Origin of the sequence: Trinickia violacea (genome assembly GCF_005280735.1) — a bacterium.
In the GTDB taxonomy this organism is placed as follows: Bacteria; Pseudomonadota; Gammaproteobacteria; order Burkholderiales; family Burkholderiaceae; genus Trinickia_A; species Trinickia_A violacea.
In genome coordinates this window covers 1588790-1611002 of record NZ_CP040078.1, presented here as the reverse complement: position 1 = coordinate 1611002, position 22213 = coordinate 1588790, and the positions used below count along the sequence as shown (strand labels likewise).

12 protein-coding genes and 1 pseudogene are annotated in these 22213 nt (G+C 61.3%); all 13 read right to left on the bottom strand.

Going from position 1 to position 22213, the window contains the following annotated elements:
• Positions 1–161 precede the first annotated feature (161 nt).
• Positions 162–2021, bottom strand: coding sequence for a type VI secretion system baseplate subunit TssF (gene tssF, locus FAZ95_RS29320; RefSeq protein WP_137335946.1), 1860 nt, complete (start codon positions 2019–2021; stop codon positions 162–164).
• Positions 2018–5647 carry an ImcF-related family protein gene (locus tag FAZ95_RS29315; protein WP_137335945.1) on the bottom strand — a complete coding sequence of 1210 codons (3630 nt, stop codon included), beginning with the start codon at positions 5645–5647 and terminating at the stop codon, positions 2018–2020. Before FAZ95_RS29315 ends, tssF begins: the two co-directional genes overlap by 4 nt.
• Positions 5644–6861, bottom strand: coding sequence for a KPHS_23130 family T6SS system protein (locus tag FAZ95_RS29310; protein ID WP_137335944.1), 1218 nt, complete (start codon positions 6859–6861; stop codon positions 5644–5646). Before FAZ95_RS29310 ends, FAZ95_RS29315 begins: the two co-directional genes overlap by 4 nt.
• Before the next feature lie 883 nt (positions 6862–7744).
• A complete protein-coding gene (locus tag FAZ95_RS29305) occupies positions 7745–9232 on the bottom strand; it encodes a hypothetical protein (RefSeq protein ID WP_137335943.1) in 1488 nt (495 codons plus the stop codon).
• Between the two features lie 5 nt (positions 9233–9237).
• The gene (locus FAZ95_RS29300) at positions 9238–9876 is read right to left on the bottom strand and encodes a KPHS_23130 family T6SS system protein (protein WP_137335942.1); all 639 of its coding nucleotides are present in this window, start codon (positions 9874–9876) and stop codon (positions 9238–9240) included.
• A 95-nt stretch (positions 9877–9971) separates the two neighbouring features.
• Complete coding sequence (locus FAZ95_RS29295; protein ID WP_137335941.1) at positions 9972–10742, bottom strand: hypothetical protein; 771 nt, start codon at positions 10740–10742, stop codon at positions 9972–9974.
• Positions 10743–10784: 42 nt separating this feature from the next.
• Positions 10785–12233, bottom strand: a complete 1449-nt coding sequence (locus FAZ95_RS29290; RefSeq protein ID WP_137335940.1) for a UbiA prenyltransferase family protein — start codon at positions 12231–12233, stop codon at positions 10785–10787.
• The gene (locus FAZ95_RS29285) at positions 12226–14598 is read right to left on the bottom strand and encodes a DUF2345 domain-containing protein (protein WP_254700335.1); all 2373 of its coding nucleotides are present in this window, start codon (positions 14596–14598) and stop codon (positions 12226–12228) included. Before FAZ95_RS29285 ends, FAZ95_RS29290 begins: the two co-directional genes overlap by 8 nt.
• Positions 14599–15079: 481 nt before the next feature.
• Complete coding sequence (gene katE2, locus FAZ95_RS29280) at positions 15080–16519, bottom strand: catalase KatE2 (RefSeq protein ID WP_137335939.1); 1440 nt, start codon at positions 16517–16519, stop codon at positions 15080–15082.
• Between the two features lie 340 nt (positions 16520–16859).
• Complete coding sequence (locus FAZ95_RS29275; RefSeq protein ID WP_137335938.1) at positions 16860–17882, bottom strand: IS110 family RNA-guided transposase; 1023 nt, start codon at positions 17880–17882, stop codon at positions 16860–16862.
• A gap of 273 nt (positions 17883–18155) precedes the next feature.
• A complete protein-coding gene (locus tag FAZ95_RS29270; RefSeq protein WP_137335937.1) occupies positions 18156–19340 on the bottom strand; it encodes a thiolase family protein in 1185 nt (394 codons plus the stop codon).
• Positions 19341–19449: 109 nt separating this feature from the next.
• Positions 19450–21006 (bottom strand): annotated as a pseudogene (locus tag FAZ95_RS29265) (DHA2 family efflux MFS transporter permease subunit).
• Between the two features lie 17 nt (positions 21007–21023).
• Complete coding sequence (locus tag FAZ95_RS29260) at positions 21024–22184, bottom strand: HlyD family secretion protein (RefSeq protein ID WP_137335936.1); 1161 nt, start codon at positions 22182–22184, stop codon at positions 21024–21026.
• Between the last annotated feature and the right edge of the window lie 29 nt (positions 22185–22213).

Sequence of the window (22213 nt, the reverse complement as noted above, 5' to 3'; positions counted from 1 at the left end):
TTGTACGCCACTCGCCTACTCCGGCTGGCGTAGGTTGCTGATGACCATCGCGTTGAGTTTCAGTGAGATCTGTCGAGACATAACCCGCCGCCGTATTCGCGCTATCCGCGAACATCAGTGCGCGAAGTACCGGCGACGATGCGCCGTCACGGCGAGGTTCATTAGAAAGGTGCCCCCTCGAAGTCGATGCGCGGATAGACGGTCTCCTTACCGTCGATCATCAGCACCAGTTGCATGGAATGGTGGAAGCACGCGTAACGCCCCACGAAGCAGCTCAGCACGTCGCCAAACAGCACTGCATCGCCCGGCCCGTCAAAGGCGGTCGCGTCGAGCTCGACGTGTGCGCAGATGACACGTTGCACGTAGCCGCGCAGCAGCAACTGCTGCGCGGAGAACCGCACGTCCCTGATCGCCTCGATGCGCCGCTCGATCGCGTCGTCTGCCGCCCAGTCGTAGAGCTCCAGCGTCTCACGCAGCGCTGATGCGCCCTCCACGTGAATTCGATTCAGTTCGTTCGCGCTGCCCGCCGTAAAGTGGCCGAGCACGCGCCAGTCATATTCCGGGTGGTAGCGCGGCGGATAGAGTGGCAGCGTCGGCGCCGTCAGATTGCGCACCGACGCGATACCGGTGAAGCCCGACACGGTTTCGGTGATCGCCGCCTCAGCGAGCGCCATGCGCGGCAGGCGCCCGTTGTTGGCGAGCGCCCGCACCGTCAGGTAGCGGTCCGGGTCGGGGCGGTCCTCGTCGTCCTGCGCATTCCGGTATGTCCCCGCCCACAGCTGGCCCGCCAGCGTCACCCACAGCTCTCGGCCCGTCGCGCCGAAACGCGTCGAGGTATGGAAGTACCGCTCCGGCTTCTCGTAACGCAGCATCCAGCCGCGATGCCGGAAGCTCGTAAACGCCTGGTAGGCGTGCCGTGCGCTGTCCTCCGGGTCGGCAGCGATGAGCGCGAGTACGTCGTAGGGCTCGACATGTTCAGCCGCGGCAGGCTGCACGCGGACGCGGTGCTCCCGGTCGAGCCAGTCGGCAGGCTGCAGCGGTAGCGCGTCGACCTCGAACACGTTGATCACGGGCGTGCAGAACAGACGGAAGCTGTCGCGGCCGACCGGATGATCGCCCGGTATGCGAGCATCCAACTCGATCTCGAAGGTCATCTGAGCTTCGCCCGCCGGCAGCACCGCGGTATCGAAGCCGCACAGATCGACGAAGTGGAATTTTTGCGGAAACGCGAAATACTCGAGCATCGTCTGCTCGCGGTCGAGCTGCTGGTCGCGCCCGGGATCCGTGATTGGCCATAGCCGCGTCGACGGGCCGAAGCCTGCCGCTTCGAAGCACACGCTATCGAGTCGCTGCAGTTCGCCATCGCGCACCGACGGCAGGCGCAGACCGATTGACGCCACCTGACGCGTCAGCGCCGCGTACAGCGCGGCAGCGGCGGGCCGGTCGCCATGCAGGTATAGGCGGATGCGTGACAGGTCCACACGCTCGCGCTGCTCCGCGAGGCAGAGCCCGAACGTGAGGCGGATGACTGTATGTCCGTCGGTGCGTACCGCGACCTGCGCGTCCTCCACCGAGAGCGGCAGCAGTTCGACGGCCTGCGTCGTCCGGTACAGGCACGGCACCGCATCGGGACCGACCGGAGCCGAGCGCACCACGGCGCCGGCCGGGATCTGCACTTTGGTCGAGCCCGTGCCGTTCTGGGGCATGCACTCGATGATCGACAACGACGGAATCGGCCGCGCCGCGTACTCATACAGGTTGTCGAGCAGCGCATCAGTCACCTCCGGCATCCCGTCGTCGAGCTTCATGCGCAACCGCGCCGCGAGCATCGCGAAGCCTTCGTTGACCGCACGGACAGGTCCATCGGGCTCGCCATGGAGGATCCCCACGCGACGCGCGGCGTCGGGATAAGTCTGCGCAAACTCTCGGCCCGCCTCGCGCAGATAGCGCATCTCGCCGTCGAAATACCTGAGGAACGGATTCTCGTGTTCAACCGGGTTTGTCTTCCACGGTGCAGTCATGGCTGCAATTCCGGTGGTAAGGGCGGCAGGGATGGCAAGGTGGAGAACGTGCCGGCGCGGCCCGTCACAAAGATGCGCTCCGGCATACGGAAGCCGCGCAGCTTGAGCAGCTCCAGTGGCCCGGCGCCCGCCTGCGTGCGCAGCACGTATCGCAGCGGTGCCGTCGTGCCGTCCGGCGTGTCGCCGGCTGCGGCGGAGGCTGCCTTCGCGGCCTCGTCTCCCGCCCCGGCATTCCAGACCAGTTCGTAGCGCGTCTCGTCGAGTGGCTTCACCTGGGCCTTCTCCAGCATGCGCAGGAAGGCCCAGTCGCCCGGGGCGTCGAACGCGATGCGCAGCCCCCCGTTCAGCGTCTGCCAGGTCAGCAACGCGTGGCCGGCGAGGCCGTTGCCCGGCCATGCGAGCGGCGTCCAGGTCTCGCGCTGGTTGAAGTAGACGACCGGCTGCCCGTCTATCGTCAGTTCCGTGCGCGTCACGCTGGGCGTCGAGCGCGGCATGATCTCGAAGTGGTAACCGGCTTGGCCCTGCGCATAAAGGCGTGCGCCCAGTGGCCCGATCAGCCGCAGCATCGCGAGGAACTTCGGGTCGAACTGCAGCGACTGCGGCGCGAGTTCGTTGGGTACCCACTGGTCGCCCTGGCGCTTGAGCACGCCGGACAGCTCGACTTCGATAAAGCGGTTGATCAGCCCCGTATCGGGCCGCGCGTAACGGCCGAACTCGGCAAAGGATGCGTCCGCCGTCGTCGGCGAGAACGGATAGCGCGAGGCGAACGTCGACTCGAAGGGCGCCGTCACGCTTGCGCGCCACGCATCGTTCAGGCTCGCGGCGGCGGGCTGGAGCACGGCCTGCCACGCCGCGTCGAGCGGCTGCACGAACATCGTCTGGCCGAAGCCCGACCACTGCGCGCCGAGGCTCGCAGCAGTCAGCGCCGCGTCATCGCGCGCCTGCGACAGGTCCGAGAGCTTGCCCTGGAATACCGCCTGCGCGAGCGAGCGCGCCATCGACTGCGCATCCGGGCTCGACTGGATCTGCTGCAGCTTCAGGCGCACGGTCGTATCGGCCGTCAGCACGCGCGACAGGCTGACGCCGCTGAACGCGGCGGCATTCGCTGCCTGGCCGTTGCCCGTATTGCCGCTGGCCGCTGCCGGGTTCGCGTCGCCTAGCAACGCCAATAGCGGACCGAACGAGCGGTCGAGCGGGTTAACCGCAAACGCCTGGGTCGCATCGCCGCCGCCGAATATCCCCTGCGCCTTGCGCACCAGGGTATCGGTGAGCGCCTGCGAGGGACGGCCCGCCTCGCCCTGGTACTGCACCGACTTCATGACCGCCAGCAGCGGCGAGGTCTGGGCATCGGTCATGCGCGTGAGCTGGTCGATCACGCCGGAGAAGCTCGTCGCCGGAATCCACTGGAAGCTGTTGAGCAGCCTCGCCCAGGCTGCTGTGTAGTCCGTGAAGTAACGCTCGCGCAGCCGCTGCCGGAGAGCGTCGCTCTCGCGCTTCGCGTCGAGGGCGGTACGCGCCGCGTCGACGGCCCCTTCCACGACGGTGGCGCTCACCTGGGCGGTCGGCTGGTCGCCGGTCAACACCCAGTCTCCCTCGACGCGCTGTTCCTTCGCGGCGTCGTCGATGGCCTTTTCGACAACGCCTTCCCAGGCTGCGCGCGTGAAGATGCCCGGCACCGTCTGCGTGGTCGTAAATAGGCCGTGCGCATCGGTGCCGGCGAGCAGCGTCGCAAGCGATACGTCCGCATACTTGCCGCGCGCTTCATCAAGCACATGCTGATAGAGCATGTCGTCGCTCGCCGCCAGGCCGATCTGGTTGACGAGTGTCGAGCGCATCTGCGTGACGAGCTGTGTCGACGCGCTGATCCGCCAGTCGGGATGCGCCTCGAGGTGTTCGGACCAGAAGCCCGCGAGCTGCTGTGAGGTGTCGAGCCATTCCCCCGCGCGCATGCCGGCGGGCGCGGGCCACACGTCCAGCAGTTGCGTCTTGAGGAAAGGCGCGTCGGTGCGCGCCGGCGTGGCGAGCATCAGGTACGCCTTGAGGCGGTTGTAGGCGAGTTGCTGAGCATCGTGGCTCTGCTGCTCGTCGGCGCGGACCTGCGAGAGTTGGGCGAGTTGCCCTTCCAGCGCCTGTACGACCGGTTGCCGCAGGTTGCGCAGGGCGACGGTCCTGTAGGGCTGCCACAGCGCGTCGAGCAGGTCGTCATTGCGCGAGAGACCCGCGCGCAGGTACCACGGCACCCCATGCTGACGCCGGTACTCGAGCGTGTCGATCTGCCGCTGCAGAGCGAGCTGCGTACGCAGCGCCTGCGGTGTGCCGGGTGTAGCCGCCAGCGCCGCAGCGGCGGTTGCTTCGGCCTCCTCAACGAGCGCCCGGTTGCCGAGGCCCGATACCATCAGCATCACCGTCCAAGCGATCGCCGCCACCGTCAGACCGGCAGCCAGCACGTTGGGCCAGTAGAAGCCCACCCGTCGACCATGGTGCTGTTGTACGGCACCTGCGATCTGCTTCCACGCCGGCACTGCCGCCACCGACGGTACGCGCAGCAGATGGACGACGGCAGGCGTGGCACTATGCCCGGCAGTGTTTCCTGAGATTGCCGTGGCTCCTCCAACCGCATTGCGCGCATCAGGACTGACCATGCGCAAGTCTGCCGCTAGCACCGGAACCGGCTCCGCATATGCCGGGACGAACATGACACCAGCCAGTGGCGCACGCAACCATTTCGACGCAGCGAGCGTCTCCCAGCCTTCAGCGATTCTTTCGCGCTGCTCGCCGATATAGTCCGATATTTCGGCGAGCCAGCTGATCCATTCCGGCGCGCGTAGCCGCTTCACGCCAGCATCTGCGGTCTGCGCTTCGAGCAATCCGAGCTGCTCCCGTATCTGCCCAGGAGCATCGCCAGACTGCGGGCGTCGTGAATCCGCTACAAATGCACCGACAGCATCAAAATGCTCAGGCTTCGTGCCGTGCGTCCTGACCGCATGTAGGAACGTTATTGGTGCGGCCCAGCCAAGATCGGTCGCGATGCCTGCCAGTCTGCGCGGCAGTTCCGAGTCTGTTGCCCGATTGCTGGCCCCGATACGTCCAGCGTAGATCAGACTATCGACCGGTCGGCGGGAACGCAGTCGCCGAACTTGCTGACGCCACACTGACGCCTCGACGCCATCGGGCGTCGCATGCACCAGGATCGCGTCAGCGATGTGCATGACGCCCGCTTCCTTCAGGCCAGGCGCGACTTCCTCGATCCGCTCGTCAACACCCGAAAGCATGAGCCACGGTAACCGATAACGCCAGCGCCAGCCGTATGAGGTACGCAGTTCTTCACTCAGGTTTTGCAGTCGGGGATCACGCTTCGGCGTTTTTACGACGGGCGCAGTGCCGCGGCGGTGCGGCTGGAACGCCAGACGGTTAAGCCATGTCCAGGTGCCATAGACCGGACCATACAGAAAGTACAGCACCATCCCGAGTAGGGCGATGGCGGCAACGATCCAGCCCATCCAGCCGCGCTGTGACAGGCCCCAGTCGTCGTCCATCAGAAAGGCCACCACCAACAACAGGAGACAGACCACAGCTACGCCAAGCACGTAGCCAACGGGGCGGCGCATCGGTTTGACGTCGCTCATAGGGAAGTTTCAGGAGTCGAAGAAGGAGAACACACGACGAGCCAGCACGGCTGCTGCGTCGCCTCGGTCGAAATGAGCTGGATTCCGCCGCTTTCACGGCACTGTTCGGCAGCCACTGCAATCGCAAGCCAGCCGCATGCTGCACCCGTATGGCCCAGTGCCGAGTCAAGGTCCGTCGTGACGGGAGCGCTTTTTCCCGTCGCCTGCGGTGCCGGGATAAGGCCGGGGTCTTGCCGCAATTTGGTCATGCCGCTGATCCACGTGCGCTCAACGGCGGCAGGCTCAGTCGCGCCCCAGTCCAGTGCGGTATCGAGTAAGGTGCGAGCTCGATCGGACGGTGACACCACTGGCCGGTGAACCATCGCGATGGCCGTGCGTCGATCCTGATCGACACGTGCAGGCCAACCCAGAAGCAGCGCCACGGCCGCTTCTCCCGTCTCTGCGGGCACTTCGGTATGCAGTTGCACCGCGATGACCAGCACGTACTTCACTGCGGCGGGAGTATCGTCGTCGAGCCACGTGTCGAGCGCCATCACGCGCTCGTCGCCGCCCAGGACAACGACTGCCTTCGCTCGCGCACCGAGAGCCCGTCGGATGAGCTCCCATACTGCGTCGCGTTCTTCGGCAACTGCGTCGTCGCGAAGGTCAAGCCATACCTCGACCACCGCGGTTGGTGGAAGTCCCTGCAGAACCGGTTTGAGGTTTGCGAGCAGACCCTCGACCACGCTGTCGAGTTGATCGGCGATTGACGGGAAGTCGTCGCGCGGCAGTTCGCTGTGCGCTCGCACCTCCATCGTGTTGCGCACAGCGCGCGTCACGAGTGCCGATTTGCCGCCGATGACCTGCTCAGCGAGTTTGTCGCAGCCCATCGCCGTGTCGTAGGCATAGCCGAGTAACGCGAGCGGTCGTCGTGCATAGGTGGTGTTGTGCTCGATGGTCGCAGTACGTTCCGAGTTATGCCCCTGCGTGCGCCAGAGGCGCATCTCGTAGCTGTGCAACCGCGCGGCGAAGCAGAGTGCCCATACGAGTGGGGAAACGAGCATCCAGCCGTAAAACTGCCAGCCGTGCGCGGGGCGGTTCCTCGGCCAGAGATAGAACGTCAGGGCGACGCCTGCGGCGATGGCGATGACGAGCAGTAGCCCCCAGACAATTGGGCTGGGCGGCCTTGCGTCGAGCTTCTCCTCTGCGGGGAGATCTAGGAAATCAACGGGCACGTCGTAAGTTCTCGTTGATCGGATGTCTACCAATGCCTGCCTTAGCAGACGCCATGCCATCACATTGCATAGGACTTCTCATGGGCCAAGGATGACCTTCTTTCCGGTCTCCCGCTCAAGCCTCAGCGGAACACAAATGTGGAAGAACACCGTCCTCACCCCCAAGTACGCGAGGATCCATAGGGACATTGGAAATGAAAAGAACGACAGTATTAAAAATACCGTATGAGGTCCCTGCGACGATTGAAAGTGCTCGACCGAGACCATTGCTATACCTGCAAATATTGGGCCGAATGCCGTCGCCAACCAGAAATGCAATCGCGTAAAAGGATTGCGCTGCTTGAGCAGAGCGACGCTCATATCCGATGCGCCCCCCGGGTACATAATTTGGCTTGGTTCAAGCTTGTATAGTTTTTCCCTCAAGCTAAACTTCTCGAAATCACGCGCGTAGTCCTTCCATACTACGTGTAGCCAATAGACTGTTCCCAAAAAGCATGGTGAAAGTACGACAACGCGCGCCCAAGTTGCGATCGGTGCAAACAAGAAGTAGAAAAGCCAGCACGAGCCCAACATTAGCCAACTAGGCACTACACCACACACTGCTGCGCAGCCTTCCCATACAAGTCGCCTCCTCCGACGATTCAGAATATATTCGAGCAACACGGCTCCCGTGGCCCCAAGCGTAAGCGCACCTGAAATCTTCCATGGAAGAGTCGACGCCCGAAAATCGCTGAACCCTGCGTAATATATAAATGTGATAAAGCCGCCCAACAAAAGATTCAGGCCGGCAACCAGAGGATGATCATCGATTCGAGTTCGGGACGATGGCGATTTTTGGCTTTGCAGTTTCTCAATTGGTCGGTCATTCATCGCTTGGCCCCTATTACGGAATCGCCAACGCCGGCACAATCGCCCATTCCGACGCGGCATAAGTATCGCCATAATCTCGCGACAACGCCTGCTCGACGATTTTCCCGGCCTCATGAACAAATTTTGTAACCTTCTGGTTCAGGTCGAACTTATCAAACATCCAATCGACTCCGTATCCCACGCCAATCGTAAATAAAACAGTTCCGACAGTGATTGTTAATATCGTAAGAGCAGCGGTTCCGAATAACGCTGCCCATATGGTAATTCCAGTGGAAACAAGCATACTAGTTGCGCCAGCAACCAACCCTGTCTTGGCTATATCGATACCGAGTACAGAAAACAGGTCGCAAAAATCTTTTTTACCTTCACGGTAGTCCTTGAACCAGACCATGGCATCAACAGTCATCGTGAATGCAAGCGCCATTCCCGCGCCATGCATCACCGAGTCATGCGCTGCACCCCATGCCGCTCTGGCGGTATTGCCAAGCTTTCCCGCACCGCCGGCAATAGTCATGACCTGACTGCCGGCTGAAACTGTTTTGCGGTAGCCAACAAGGAGCACGCCGAGAATGCGCCAATCCTCGGGTCCCGTGGCAAATGTCATCACGAATTTCCCGCCGCTTCGGACTAGATAGATTTTTCGCTGCCAGAACTTGCGTAACCAAGCCTCCTCCCCGGCAAGCGCATCCCTGAAATAGCCGCCGACGCCGGCCATCTGCCCGAGAATCCAGTTGCGGCTCAGAATGTTTCTTTGATCGATCTCGTACTTTTCGTCTCCACTTGCGAAAAACTGCAAGACACACTCGGGTACATCAACTCCCGCAGTCGGCTTGACTTCGAACAAGTGAACCATCTGCAGCACTTCCTGCTGCCCGTCCCGTGTCACGGTCAGTCCATGCGTATCAGCAAGCGTCGCTGCCGTCGGCCGGGGAGTATCGCCGAATGGGCTGGAAGATAGGCCGGGTTGGGACTTGGCACGATTGAATGCGGTAATCATCGAAGCCGACGCCGGTTGCGCAGCCACCGCAGAGTCTTGCAAGGCCAGAAGGTCATGGGCCAGCGCCTTGTCGTCGTGCATGATGATCAATATAGGAGCGGGCTTGTCCTTCGGATCCTCCGTGCAACCCTGCGTGCAGTCCATCTTGCGGATCGGATAGCGACCGAGCACCTTGTCGCCGTGCTTGAGGATCAAGCTTCCCTGGAAGGTTCTACCGAGCCAGATATGGCACGGCTCGCCGTCCTGGAACGTCACCTTCGTCACATTGAGATTGCGTTTCGGATCGTAGAAGCGGCCATATTCCGACTGGGGCTTGTCCGTCTTCACGGTATACGTCGCGCCGTTGCCGAGCTTGATATCGAACACCACATCGCGTTGCTTGCGCAGGATGATGAGGTTGTTCACCCCCGGCCACAGCTTGGACTTTGGGGGCTCTCCCGGCAGATCGATGTAATGTCTGCTCTTGACGAGCGTGCGGTAATCGCTGCTGGTTACGTCACTCATCGCTGCTACTCTCCAGTCGTGGCATTTGCGCTTCGAAATGATCGGATTGCGGCATCTGTGCCTTGAAATGATCGAACAAGGTCTGGACCAGCGAGGCGTGGCCGTCTGCTCCCGTGGTCAGCTTCTGCATGCCGCCATCGCCCTTGAGCAGGTTCAGCACCTCTGAATGAATCGGCTGGCCGTCGGCATCCGAGTGCCGATTTGCCGCCGATGACCTGCTTAGCGAGTTTGTCGCGCCCCATCGCCGTGTCATAGGCGTAACCGAGCAACGCGAGCGGTCGTCGTGTATAGGTGGTGTTGTGCTCGATGGTCACAGTACGTTCCGAGTTATGCCCCTGCGTGCGCCAGACGCGGATCTCGTAGCTGTGCAAACGCGCGGCAAAGCACAAAGCCCAGGCCAACGGAGCCACCACGAACCAGCCGTAAAACCTCCAGCCGCGCGCGGGCCGACCCTTTGGCCAGAGATAGAACGTCAGGGCAACGCCTGCGGCGATGGCGATGACGAGCAGCAGCCCCCAGACAATCGGGCTGGGCGGCTTCGCGTCATTCACCTCTTCGTGGGCGCGGTCGAGGAAATCAACCGGCACGCTGTCAATCCTCTTTATGCGCAGCGGTAGTAACTGTTTGCCAATGGCTGACTTCATGGCAGTTAATCTTGGGTTCGCAGTCATGGTCCGACGATGAATTCTTAGCTTTGGCCCGCTAGCATTCGATGCACACTGCAACCGTGGACATTGTTTTAGCCGGCAACCACCACTCGAACTTTCCTTTCTTTTTCTATACATGATGCCGTTTTTATCATCACAAGATAAAGGCGTACAAAAGCGCCAGCGAGCCACAATGACAACGGCATACCTAGTATGGCCACAAACAGCAAGACACCCGTTGTTCCAAAATTTGACGACAGCAATCGGTTCAGGATGAGATAAAAAGGCGCGATGCCATAGATAACGTACATGAACAATTTGGGGAAAGGGCGCCGTTCCTTGTCGACCTTCTCATACGCTTTCATTCCTCGTTGCAGTGGAAATATCACAGTACCCGCATCGTCCAAAAAAGTCTTCCTGACAAACGAAGTGTTATCGATGGTGTGCGAAACAATCCTGTACGTGATACAAATCCAGTACGCGGTTAGAGCAGCGCCCCCTCCGCCCCCCACCCATCGGAGATATTCACTCATCGGGGCAAAGATGAAAAAGTAGAAGTAACCAAACACTCCGAAGAAATAGTAAATTGCAAACACCCCAATCAGCATTACCATTCCATAGGCTCGCAACGCATTCGTTCCCCGATACCTGAGCCAGATAAGGACAGGCGTAAGGCAGCACACAATCGTCGTCACTGCGCCAATCTTCCAGGGCCATCCCGACACGGAGAAATCGCTCTCATATGCGGCATACGACAGCCCCGTGCTCAGCAGTGGGAAAATCACACATACCAGCAGTGCTCTCTTTGTAATTGCAAAAATGTAATCATCCTGAAATTCAGCCATCGATTTGACTCTCTTCATTCAAGCTAGTCCAATAGCAAAGCTTCGCCCATAGCCTCGCCTCTACGGCATATACATAAGCGAGTACCCTTGATAATCGTTGGGCATCGCCTTTTCTAGGTACTCAGCAGAATCCTTTAGTGATTTGCCAAGCCACCGGATTCCAGACGTAAAGTGTCCGGTTGCCTCGGTTTTTTTGTCGATCAAATCGAGTCCATAACCGATTCCAACGGCGATCGCGATGGTACCTACTACAATCCCCCACACCGGCAACGTGGTAGTACCTAGGAAAGCGATGACTGCGCCCACTGCTATCGACGCGAGTGCTGCGCTCAGTCCCGCCTTGGCGAGGTCGATACCGATCTTTCCGAGCAAATCCGCAAAATCCTTCTTGGGCTTGCCATCCGGCCCAATCTGCTGATAGTCGTGCAGCCACTCTGCCGTATCAAGCGCGACTGTAAAGATCAATGCAAGCAGGCCAGCTTTCTTGAAAGCGCCTTTTGATGCTTCCCAAGCAGCAGCAGCACCGGATTCCAGCGTCCCCGCGCCACCAGCGATCGTCAGCACCTTCTCATTTTTCGCACCGTACCGTGCCGCAGTTAAATATTTGCGCAACCTCGGATTACCGGTGAGAACGACATACCACCGCTCGCCGGCATTCTTGTGGACAATCTTCATCAACCTGAACTTCTCGGACCAAATTTCGCGGATCCACTCCTTGTTGTCGCTGAAAAAACCCAACGCCCCACCGAGCTGTCCGAACAGCCAATTACGTGTCGCAATCTTGTTGTTATCAATCGCAGTCTCGTCCGAACCACCCGCCGCCACTGCATCCAACAATTCCTCCGGAATCGAGCGTGCGTCGACCTCAACGATGTGCGCTTCCTGTGGCGGTGCGACTGTTAAATCCTGTGCGAGTTTGATTGGCAGCCGACACGCCAGCTGTTCTTGCATCAGCGATTGATCAAAAATTAGCGAATCGTCTGTCAAGCCCGGAACTGTCGGTCGCGGGAAGAGTATCTTTTCCGGACTTTGCGGTGTCCGACTTGAGGAGACTGTGGTTGCCTGTTCCGCTTTCTGCGCGAGTCCCATGGCAATAATGATAGGCGCAGGCTTGTCTTTTGGATCCTCCGTGCAGCCCTGCGTGTAGTCCATCTTGCGAATGGGGTACCGCCCCAGCAGCTTGTCACCCTGCTTGAGGATCAGGCTTCCCTGGAAGGTTCTGCCGAGCCAGAGGTGGCACGGCTCGCCGTCCTTGAACGTCACCTTCGTCACGTTGAGATTGCGCTTCGGATCGTAGAAGCGGCCATATTCGGACTGAGGCCGATCCGTCGTCACGGTATACGTCGCGCCGTTGCCGAGCTTGATATCGAATACCACATCCCGATGCTTGCGCAGAATGATAAGGTTGTTCACCCCCGGCCACAGCTTGGATTTTGGAGGTTCGCCCGGCAGGTCAATGTAGTGCCTGCTCTTCACGAGCGTCCGGTAATCGCTGGTTACGTCACTCACCGCTGCTGCCCTCCAGTCGTTGCGGCATCTGCGCCTTGAAATGATCGAATACGGTCTGGACCAGCGAGGCGCGACCGTCTGCACCGGTTGTCAGTTTCTGGATGCTGCCATCGCTCTTTAGCAGGCTCAGGACCTCTGCATGAATCGGTTGGCCGTCGGCATCCATGTAGCCTACGTGCAGGTCGTCGAGCTGCTTGTCCGTCTGGAACTGCCGCTGCAGACTTGCAGGTCCGCCGCGAGGCATGCCCGCCGCTCGCACAAGCACCGTGCCCGGGCAGCCGATTTCGATGTTGCCGCCCCGCAGCTTGATGTATGCGCCCGCGCCGTCGGAGATCGTGACCGACTTGCCCCCGCACACGTTGAGGCTGCCGTCCGCGCTGGTCACTTTCATGTCCTGCTCGGCGAACAGCTGCAGCTTGCCCGCCTGTGCTTGGATATCCACAGTGCCGTTTGCAGCTAGGGCCTTGATGCCCTTATTCACGGCGAAAAGGGAAACGGCCTCACCGGCGGCCATCGTGACGTTGTCGCCGGCGTTCACGTCGGCATTGCTGGCTGCCGTCAGCGCGAGATGTTCACCGCCAGCAAGCTGGATGGTCTTCGGCGTAACCATCCCGATGCCTTCGGGTGCTGACATCAGGATCACGGCCTTCTGCAGCTCCCGGAACGCGCCTGCGAGCTGATCCTGCTGCGCCTTGAGTTCCGACAGCTCTGCCGCGGCGCGCTGCGCCTGCTGACGCAGAGAAGCCACTTCAGCCTGGGATGCCTCAAGCTGCTGTATCGCTGCCTGCATTTCCAGGTGCGGCGTGTCGGCCCCGGTCGCCGCGTCCGCCGAGAGAAACAGCCCTTTCGGCGCGCGCATCGTGCCCCACGCCTGGGTCGTGATCTCGAACCCCTCTCCGCGCTGGAGCTTTTTACTATTGAGCAGATAACCGAGATTGACCGCCGACTGGCTGTACACCGTCGCGATGCGCGCGCTTTCCTTGCTCTGCAGGTCGTTGAACACGATCTCCGCGCCACGCAGCGGCGAGCGCCAGATCGCGTAGCTGAACATCGCCTGTGCCCCATGCACGACGTCAGGATGGGAGTAGTCATGCAGAGCCCCGGTGATGTGAATCCGATCCACATCCCGGTGGGCCGCGTCGAGGATCACCTCGGTCCCCGGCAGCAGGGGCGAATGGAAGCCGCCCTGATAGGACGACGATGGACGCAGTAGGCGCAGCTTCAGCAGTTGTTTGTCGGTATTGCCGGATCCCTGCAGGAACTTGGGGAGAACCGGATAGCGACCGTGTTCGTCCATACACCCGTAAGGCGCGGAGTCAAACGTCGTGACCACGCCGACGACGGGCCCCTCCAGAAAACGCCAGTCCTGTGCATAAACGAATTCCGGACGGTACGTCAGGTGCGCAGGCATCGCCTTGAAGCGGATATGCGCAGGCTGCGTGCGACTGCCGTCCATCTTCATCGAGGTAATCACGAAGCCATATTCCGCGCTTGCCAGCTTCGTGTTGGTCAGCTTCACGACCACGCCCGGCGCAACGCCCTTCGCGTTGGTCGTACCCGAGAGCGTCGCCTGCCGCGCGATCTGCTCGTCGCGCCGCGTCTGCACGAGCGCCTCACCCTGCGGCTGCGTCAGGTGGAACTCAGTGCTGCAGCTGATCTGCCCGAATACCGAGCGGTCGTCGGCGTCTTTGGAGACGCTCGCCGTCGCCTGTAGCGGGTCCTCCGGCGTGCGATAGTTGCGCTCCCACAGCTCTAGCGTGGCCACCACCAGCTCGCGTTGCTCGCTGACTTCGAGCACCGCCTCGTGCCAGTTGCTGTTGAGACCGGAGTTGGCCAGCAAGGGCACGTCGATCGAGCGGAGATAGGCGCGCGGATGGTTCGCGAAGACGAGCGTGTCGAGCTGCCCCTTCCGGCCGCGCCCCTGCTTGTAGAACCAGAAAATGCCCTTGCGTTTCGCATGTCGTGTGAGGAAGTTCCAGACGGACTCCTCGTACATCACGACCTGCGCCATCTTCTCCTGCTCGCCTTCGAGATCGAATTCGACATCGAAGGCGTCGAAGTTTTTCCGGTCGACCACCGCCTTCGTGGCCATCTCCTGGAAGGTGACGTCCTTGAAGGTGTCCGACCTGATCATGCGCTTGCACAGGGCTGCGAATCGCGGCTCGATGCGCAGCCGGTACGTCGCCTCGTCGCGGCTCGTACGGAGGCGTTTCCAGCGCGTGACGACGCCATTGAACGTGGCGGCTTCGTGGTTGACGGGTTCGACGTAGTTCGCCGAGGGGACTGCCGCCTGCTCGTCGATCTGCAGGCCCGCTCGCCGCCCGACGCACTGCTTGCCGTCGATATCGAGGCGCGGCGACGTCACTGTGACGTCGACCGTATAGTCTTTGCAGAAACCCGCGCGCACCTTGAACTTGAGCACGTCGAGGCCGAGGTCGAGCGTGCCGATCCATATTTTCAGATGCTGGGTGAGCCGCGCGCTGGGGTGGCGCAGCGCATCTGCGAAGCTCTTCGTCACAGCATTCATATGCATTTTTGTTCGTTATGCGAATCGAAGCCCATGAATTCTCGGATTCCGGCGAAATACGGATTTAGAGTCAGGAATGGGAGGACGTCAATCTGGCTCCACGAAGAGCGTCTGGGATTTACAACGATTCCGTCAATGAATGTTAAATTTCGCTTTCCTTATTTTTTAAGATGGAATTGCGGGGTAGAGGAAGCGCGTTAGAGACGCTCAGACAGCACGCGCGGATCGCGCACCGGCAACGGCCATTAGCGTTCTACATCAAAGCGGCTGGCCGGCGAGTCGCCTGCCAGCCGCTGTTCCTTAAGCAAACGCTTGTCAGTCAGACCTTCCCTTCCAACGCCGCGGCCACCCCGGCGCCGTAGGCCGGATCGGCCTTGCTGCAGTTCGCGATGTGCCGGCGCTTGATTTCCTCGGGCGCGTCGCCCATCGCACGGGCCGTGTTCTCGAACAAGACCTTCTGCTGGGCAGGCGTCATCAGACGGAACAACGCGCCCGGCTGTGAATAGTAGTCTTCGTCCGCGCGATGATTCCAGTGATCGGCCGCGCCTTCGACCGAGAGCGGCGGCTCGCGGAAATCCGGCTGCTCCTGCCACTCGCCATAGCTGTTGGGCTCGTAGCCGAGCGTGCCGCCATGGTTGCCGTCGACGCGCATCGGCCCATCGCGGTGATAGCTGTGCACGGGGCAGCGCGGCGCGTTGACCGGAATCTGATGATGATTGACGCCGAGCCGGTAACGCTGCGCGTCGCCATACGAGAACAGACGCGCCTGCAGCATCTTGTCAGGAGAAAAGCCGATGCCGGGGACGACCTGGGCCGGATTGAATGCCGATTGCTCGACTTCGGCAAAGCAGTTCTCCGGATTGCGGTTCAGCTCCATGACGCCGACTTCGATCAGCGGATAGTCCTTGTGCGGCCAGATCTTCGTGAGATCGAACGGGTTATAGGGAACCTTCGACGCGTCCTTCTCCGGCATGATCTGGACGGATAGCGTCCACTTCGGGAAGTCTTTTCCCTCGATCGCGTCGTAGAGGTCCCGCTGGTGGCTTTCGCGATCCTTGCCGATGGTCGCCTGGGCTTCGGCGTCCGTGAGGTTCTTGATGCCCTGCTGGCACTTGAAGTGGAATTTGACCCAGTGCCGCTCGTTGGCGGCATTGATGAAGCTGAACGTGTGCGAGCCGAAGCCATGCATGTGGCGATAGCTGGAGGGAATGCCGCGATCGCTCATCACGATGGTCACCTGATGCAGCGCCTCCGGCAGCGACGTCCAGAAGTCCCAGTTGTTGCGCGCGCTGCGCATGTTGGTGCGCGGATCGCGCTTGACCGCGTGATTGAGGTCGGGAAACTTGAGCGGATCGCGCAGGAAGAAAACGGGCGTGTTGTTGCCCACCAGATCCCAGTTGCCTTCCTCGGTATAGAACTTGACCGCGAAGCCGCGGATGTCGCGCTCGGCGTCGGCCGCGCCGCGCTCGCCGGCGACGGTCGTGAAGCGCGCGAACAAGTCGGTCTTCTTGCCGACCGTCGAGAAGATCTTGGCGCGCGTGTACTTGGTGATGTCGTGCGTGACGGTGAAGGTGCCGTATGCGCCGGACCCTTTCGCGTGCATGCGGCGCTCGGGAATGACCTCGCGGTCGAAGTGAGCGAGCTTCTCCAGCAACCAGACGTCCTGCAGCAGTGCCGGACCACGCGGGCCAGCCGTCATCGTGTTCTGATTGTCGACGACCGGACAGCCTGCAGCTGTGGTGAGCTTCTTCTCAGACATCGTTACCTCCTCGTGGAGTGAGTGAACGCAAACGACGGGAGCCCATGCTTGGACATCGACCTGCTCACACGGTCTTATATGGACACCGCCCGGTTTGCCAAGTTGATCTTGTGTGATACGTGAACGAGGTATCGGCTGCGGTCTTATATGCGGCCTTTTTGCAAGCCGAAGCTGCGGGGCCCTGATGGAATTCGCCAGGAACGTCCTCATCTCGGCCACGTGCTCGAAGCACAAGACTGTGTTCAGGTTTGCGTTCCTGCGGTCCGACCTGTCTCGCCATCACATTGAAATCAACCCTAGCAACCTACCAGTTTTTCAACGCGTCAAGGTGACCATTCTGCTATAAGGGCTTGAGGCTTACATGATGCGCTTCGTACGAAGTCCCGTGAGCGAGGATCGCCCAGGCGACTCGCGCCATTTTGTTCGCCAAGGCCACTGTTACTACATTTGCTGGACGTCGCACCTGTATTGCCTTCTGCCATGCGGTTGGCATCTTGGTGTGACACAGAACAGAACGTGCCCCGTGTATCAACAACGTACGCAGGTATGGATCACCTCGTCTGGAGATCGAGCCCAACCGGATCTTTCCGCCTGTACCATTCTGGCGAGGAACAAGCCCCAGAAACGCTGCGAACTCGCGCCCCGACCTGAATGTCTTCGCATCTCCAATTGTTGCTACTAAGGCCGTTGCAGTCAGGCGGCCAATGCCCGGCACATCGGAGATCGCTCGGCATGCCGCTTCGTGTTTCTGCCAGGCTCCAATCCGCTTCTCGAGTTGATTGATGTCTTCCTCAAACAGGTTGATGCGGCGCAACTGTTCGAGAAGGTTAAGAACTATTGATCGTGGCAGTGCGTCTTCGAGTTCTGCCATGCGCTCTCTGATCTCGTCGAGTCCTGCTACGCGTCCTGCGCGAAACGTAACGCCGAATTCATACAGCAACCCACGCAGCTGATTTATCTGCATCGTTCGAAACTTGACGAGCAACGAACGCATACGATGCAGGCTTAGCATCACTTGCTGATCCTCTGTCTTAGCGGCAACCGTGCGCATGCCGGGTTGCTGCACTGCAGCCCAGATTGCCCGAGCATCGGCCGCGTCGGTCTTGTTCGTTTGCACGAAAGGTCGAATGAATTGGGCGTGTAATAGCACCACCTCATGTCCGAGCGTGCGGATCTTACGCGCCCACCAGTGAGCACTTCCGCACGCCTCGAGGGCGACGCGACCGGCCGGGCGCTGCGCCAGAAATGCAATTAATTCGTCACGTCCGAACTTCCGATTCGCGATCTCGCCGGTTTGGGCGTCGACCCAGTACAGCTGGAACACCCGTTTCGCAATGTCGAGTCCATATGTCGTAGCATCCATCTGGGGCCTCCGTTCCTCAAGTGGTTGTGTCGCAACTCCACTTTGGCACATTGATGCCATTCGGTCCTGGGGGCCCTCAATCGTGCCCGCTTCCCCGCAGGGAGGGCGGTGTCCATCCCATCTCGACCGAAGAGTGGGCAGGATAGCACCATCATTTGCGCATCGTTGTAACGGATGCGTGAATTGTGAATTGACTGCAGAGAATGACGTTCGCGCGAGTCGTCGACGGGCACACATGCCCGTCGACTTCCCGCTTGTTGCGCAACCAGCGTTTTAGAGCGCTTCCAACGCGAGCGCAATGCCTTGTCCGCCGCCGATGCACAGCGTGACCACGCCACGCTTGATGCCGTCGCGACGCATCGAATGCGCGAGACGCGTCGTCAGTACCGCGCCGGTGGCGCCGATGGCGTGACCGTGGGCAATCGCGCCGCCTTCGACGTTCACAAGCTCTTCGTTGATGCCGAGCTCGTGCGCGACCGCAATCGGCACCACGGCAAACGCCTCGTTGATCTCGAAGCGTTCGACATCCGCCAACGACCACCCTGCCCGCGCGAGCGCCATGCGCACCGCCGGCACCGGCCCCAATCCAAACATGCCGGGTTCGACTGCCGCCACCCCATACGACACGAGCCTGGCGATCGGCTCGATCCCCCGGGCCTCCGCAAAACCGCGCTCGGCCACGACCATCGCGGCCGCGCCGCTGTTCAAGCCGGGCGCGTTGCCGGCGGTGATCGTACCGTCCGGCCGAAACGCCGGACGCAGCTTGGCGAGCGTCTCGAGCGTCGTGTCGGGACGCGGCTGTTCATCGCGATCGAACCGGATCGGCTGCTTGCGGCCCTTGACGTCGACCGCCACCAGCTCCGCGTCGAAGAGCCCCTGCTGTTGCGCCGCCACGAAGCGCCGTTGCGAGCGCTCAGCCCAGCGGTCCTGCGCCGCGCGCGTGATCTCGAACTTCGCGGCGAGGTCCTCCGTGTGCCAGCCGGAATGCTTGTCCGAGAACGCGTCATTCAATCCGTCCGTGAGCAGGCTGTCGATCACTTCCGCGTTGCCCATGCGCTGCCCCCACCGGCCGCTCTCGAGCAGGTAGGGGGCGCGGTCCATATTCTCCATACCACCGGCCACCGCTGCGTCCCCGAATCCGAGCCAGATCTCCTGCGCCGCATTCGCAATCGCCTGAGCGCCCGAACCGCACACCCGGTTCACCGTGAGAGCGGGAACCTCCACGGGCACACCGCCGCCGATTGCCGCCTGGCGGGCCGGATTCATCCGGTTGCCCGCCTGAATCACATTCCCCATCACCACGGACCCGATCTCTTTCGGGTCCAGACCGCTGCGCCGCAGCGTCTCGTGCACCGCTACTGCGCCCAGCGCCGTGGCCGGCACCTCTTTCAGCGTTCCGCCGAACGCGCCGATCGGCGTTCTCACCGGATTGCAAATCACCACCTCTCGCGTACTCATCGCTCTGACTCCTATTTCGTGTCACAAACTCAACAGTGCACCACACACATGCATATACACCTTATCACAAGTATGCATATACACCCTTTAAAGAAAGGGTGTTTATCCATCAATGAGCGGCCGCCGCGGCATCGCTGGAACCACCCGCCTTGCCAGGCTTCGTAATCCAGATCAGCGGGATGATGATGATCATGATCATCGCCGACCCGTAGAACACGTCGTTCAGGCCCATCATCGCCGCCTGCGTCTGCACGACTTGATCGAACAGCGCATACGAAGCGTTCCCTCCCAGCCCCAGCAGCGAATGGTATTGATGGAGCTGATTCGTGAACATCGGGTTGGTCGGACTGGACTGCTAGTTCAGGATCTCGTGATGCATGATCGTCCGGTTGTTCCACACCACGTTCGCCAGCGACGTCCCGATTCCGCCGAAGAACATCCGCGCGAAGGTGGAGAGACCGGCCGCTGCGGGCACCTTCTCCGGCGGCTGCCCGGACAGGATGATCACCGTCAGCGGCGCGAAGAACAGCGCCATCGGAATCCCTTGCAGCAGCGTCGGCAGGACGATGAAGCCCTCGCTCAGATCCGTGTAGAAGAACGAGCGCATGTAGTACACGATCGCAAACCCGATGAACGCGAAGGTGCCGATGATGCGCGCGTCCGAGCGCGGCAGGATTTTCCCCATGATCGGGGCGCCGATCACCGCGAAGATCCCGAGCGGCGCCGTGGCGAGCCCCGCATCCACGGCCCGGTAGCCGAGGTATTCCTGCATCCACTGCGGAAGCAGCACGAGGGTGCCGAAGAAAATCGCGTACGCCACCGCGATCGATATCGTTCCGCCCAGAAAGTTGCGCTGCTTGAACAGTGTCAGGTCGACGATGGGATTCTTGTCCGTCAACTCCCAGACGATGAAGAACACGAGGCCGACTGCCGCTACGATCGTCAGCACGACGATGGTGGTCGAGGAGAACCAGTCGAGATCCTTGCCTTTGTCGAGCATGATCTGGAGCGACGCCACCCATGTGATCAGCAGCAGGAGTCCGACGACATCGATAGGCAGTTTCCTGGCTGGCGTATCGCGGTCGCGATAGAGCATCCAGACCGCGCCTGCGGCGATCAACCCGACGGGAATGTTGATGTAGAAGATCCATGACCAGCTGTAGCTGTCGGTCACCCAGCCGCCGAGCGCCGGCCCCACGATCGGCCCTGTGACGACGATCATCGAGAACAACGCCAGCGCCAGCGACGACTTGGCCTTAGGCCATGAGCTGAGCAAGAGCGCCTGCGACATCGGAATCAGCGGCCCGGCCACCGCGCCTTGCAGCACGCGCGCAGCCAGCAGGATCGGCAAGGTCGGCGCGATCCCGCACAGCCAGGATGCGAAGACGAACAGCAGAATCGAGCCGATGAACAGACGCACCTGACCCAGACGCTGAGTCAGCCAGCCGGTCAACGGAATCGCAACCGAGTTCGCCGCCGCAAAGACGGTAATGACCCACGTGCCCTCGTCGACCGACACGCCGAGGTTGCCCGAGATGGTTGGAATGGCGACGTTGGCGATCGACGAATCGAGCACCGTCATGAAGCCCGCCAGGCCCACGAACAGCGAGCCGAGGGCCAGTTTGGCCCCCGTTAGCGGGGGGTGATTGGGGTGAGCGTTAGACATGGTCGTCTCGAGTCCGGTTATTCGTTGGCCGCGATGATGCGAGCGATCGCCGCTTCGGCGTCGTCGCCGTAGTTCGCGAAGACGTCGGTCTTGTAGGTCGACGCCGGGTCCGTGCCGAGCTGCGGGCCGTTCGCGTTCTTGACGTCGACGTCGACGTTCATCGACAGGCCCACTCGCAGCGGATGCTTTTCCAGTTCCTCGACCGGAATCTCGATGCGCACCGGCAAACGCTGCACGACCTTGATCCAGTTGCCCGTCGCGTTTTGCGCCGGCAACAGCGCCAGCGCGGACCCGGTGCCCGGAGAGAAGCCTTCGACCTTGCCGTGGTAGACGATCGACGAACCGTAGACGTCGGCGGTCAGCTCGACCGGCTGTCCGACGCGGATGTGCCGCAGTTGCCACTCCTTGAAGTTCGCATCGACCCAGACCTGGTTGAGCGGCACCACCGACATGAGCGGCGTGCCGGGCGACACGCGCTGCCCCACCTGCACCGAGCGCTGCGCGACGTAGCCCGTCACGGGCGCCGGCAGCGTGGTGCGCGAATACGCGAGATAGGCGTCGCGGACCTTGGCCGCGTCGGCCATCACGTCGGGGTGCTGCTCGATGCCGATGTTCGCGGTCAGCGCGCGATTGGCTGCGAGCTTTTGCTTCGCCGAGTCGAGCGCGGCCTTGGCCGAGTTGACCGCGTCGCGTGCGTGCGAGATCTCCTCCTCGGACACGGCGCCCGATTCGCCCGTCGAGAGCCGGCGGCGCAAATCGTCCTGCGCCTTCGAGAGATCGGATTCGCGCTGCGCGATATCGGCGCGGTACTGGTCATCGTCGACGTAAAGACCGTGCACCCGGCGCACCGTCTGCCCGAGATCCGCCTCGGCCTGCTGCAACGCGATGCGCGTATCGGCCGGATCGAGCTTGACGATCGGGTCGCCCATCTTGACGGTCTGCGTGTTGTCGGCGTTGACCGCGACGACCGTCCCGGTGACTTGAGGCGTGATCTGCACGACGTTGCCGTTCACATACGCGTCGTCGGTATCGACGTGATAGCGCGCGTCGAGGAAGTAATAGGACGCGTAAGCGGCAGCGCCCACGGCGAGCGCCGCGATGAGAGAGGCAATCAGCACCTTCCGCTTTCCGGGCTTGCTCGCTTGCTCGTTCTTCAGAGGGGGGTTAGGCTGATTCATGTTAGGACTCCTGTAAACTTTTGTTAGCA